Origin of the sequence: Citrobacter sp. wls619 (assembly GCF_005281345.1) — a bacterium.
In the GTDB taxonomy this organism is placed as follows: domain Bacteria; phylum Pseudomonadota; class Gammaproteobacteria; order Enterobacterales; family Enterobacteriaceae; genus Citrobacter.
In genome coordinates this window covers 1-2,112 of record NZ_SZXJ01000021.1, presented here as the reverse complement: position 1 = coordinate 2,112, position 2,112 = coordinate 1, and the positions used below count along the sequence as shown (strand labels likewise).

General features: G+C 48.8%; 1 protein-coding gene. It reads left to right on the top strand.

Going from position 1 to position 2,112, the window contains the following annotated elements:
* Positions 1-1,757 (top strand): RHS repeat domain-containing protein (locus tag FDX19_RS01935; protein WP_137381399.1); only part of this gene is annotated, 1,757 nt, incomplete at its 5' end.
* Positions 1,758-2,112 lie beyond the last annotated feature (355 nt).

The following is a 2,112-nucleotide window of genomic DNA, read 5'->3' as shown; positions in this document are numbered from 1 at the left end:
TCACTTACGGCTCCGGTTATATCGCCGGGCTGAAGCTCGGCGACGCGCCGCTGGTCGATTTCACCCGTGACCGCCTGCACCGGGAGACACAGCGAACGTCCGGCACTTATGAGCAGAACACGCTCTACAGCGCCACCGGGCAGCTACTGAGCCACACGTTCAGTGACCCGATGCTGAACCGGGAATACGGTTATAACGACAACGGTCAGCTTGTGCGCATCCGTGGTGTGCATCAGGAGGAAGACTACCGCTATGACGGCGCGGGGCGACTCATCAGCGCCCGGCACAACGACCTGCTGCGGCGCTACGCCACCGACCCGGCGGGCAACCGTATTACAGACCGGGAACAGTACCCGGCACCTCCTGCGATGTGGCGGGATAACCGCATCAGCGAAGACGTAACGTATTTTTACCACCACGATGAGCATGGACGGCTGATGGAAAAGGATGAGCGCCGAATCCGCGACGGCGGCAGCCACAGCCACCATTATCACTGCGATAACCAGCACCGTCTGGTGCACTACCGCTGCGGGCAACAGGGCGCTGCACTGCTGGAAAGTCGTTACCTTTATGACCCGCTGGGCCGCCGCATCGGGAAACGGGTGTGGAAAAGCCGGCGTGAGCGCGGAAGCCTCAGCGGAGAGGAATATATTTACCTGAATAAAACTCCGGAAGTGACATGGTACGGCTGGGACGGCGACAGGCTGACCACCACCGAAACAGCTACACAGCGCGTGCAGACGATTTACACACCGGGCAGCTTCACGCCGCTGGTCAGAATTGAAACCCAAACCGCAGATCTGGCAAAAGCAGTACGCCGCACGCTGGCGGAGAAATTTCAGCAGGAGGCGAACGTAACCTTCCCGCCGGAACTGGTGGTTCTGGTGGATAATCTGGAAGCGGAGCTACAGCGCGGGGAACTCAGCGAAGCAAACCGGACGTGGCTGGCGCAGTGCGGCCTGACGCAGGAGCAGATACAAAACCAGATGGAGCCGGTATACACGCCGCAGAGAAAAATCCACCTGTACCACTGTGACCACCGGGGCCTGCCGCTGGCGCTGGTCAACGCGGAGGGAAAAACAGACTGGTCAGCGGAATATGATGCGTGGGGTAATGTGCTGCGTGAGAATAACCCACATAGCATGAAACAACTTATCCGGCTGCCGGGGCAGCAGTATGATGAGGAGACGGGACTGTATTATAACCGGCATCGTTACTATGATCCGTTGCAGGGGAGGTATATTACTCAGGACCCGATTGGGGTGAAAGGGGGATGGAACCTGTATAATTACCCATTAGATCCGGTTACAGGTATAGACCCGTTAGGTTTGGAAACTTGCGTTATTAATAGAGATTTAGCTGTATTTGGTGATTCAGCACGCTCCAGGAATAATCCAGTTACTCATACGTTCAGTGTAATTACTGATTCAAATGGAGATATAATTCATACATATAGCTGGGGGAACGATGCCAATCTTAATGGCTGGAACATTGATCAACAAATTGATCTCAAATCAGCAAGGGAAGCTCTAAATTCTGGAAAGGCAGAATGCAGAAGTGATATTGTTGATGATAAATGTGTTTCTGCTGCATTTGACATTTTAAATAAAAAAGAGAACAACCACATCAATGGAATGGTCTATTTCAACTGTAAAACCGAGACAACAAAATTACTTGATTTAGCGAAAAAAATCTGTAATAAGTGGTATCCACAACCGATATTTAAAGTGAATTTTAATGGTATGTTTGGGAGATAATTATTATGCAATGCGATATTATGGCTCGTGTGGTTTCAATAATTGCATTGTCTATAATCATCCCGTGTCTTATATATTTATGGATTATCCCATCTTTCTTTAGTGGATATAAAACATATTTTTTCTTATATTTATTTGTGATTATTTCAACTGCATCAGTTGGTTTTGCTGTTTTTCCTGCATTCCACTACAGTCTTCTCATTAATATTTTATTAAGTACGCTTTTGGGATTACTTGCTGGATGCCTAATCTTTTTTGTTATTTTATTTCTTGTATTGAATTTACATGGGGGATAATTTCTTTTTTGAAATATAATAAAGCCGAAAAGACCGGCTGGCATACAGAACGGTGAATG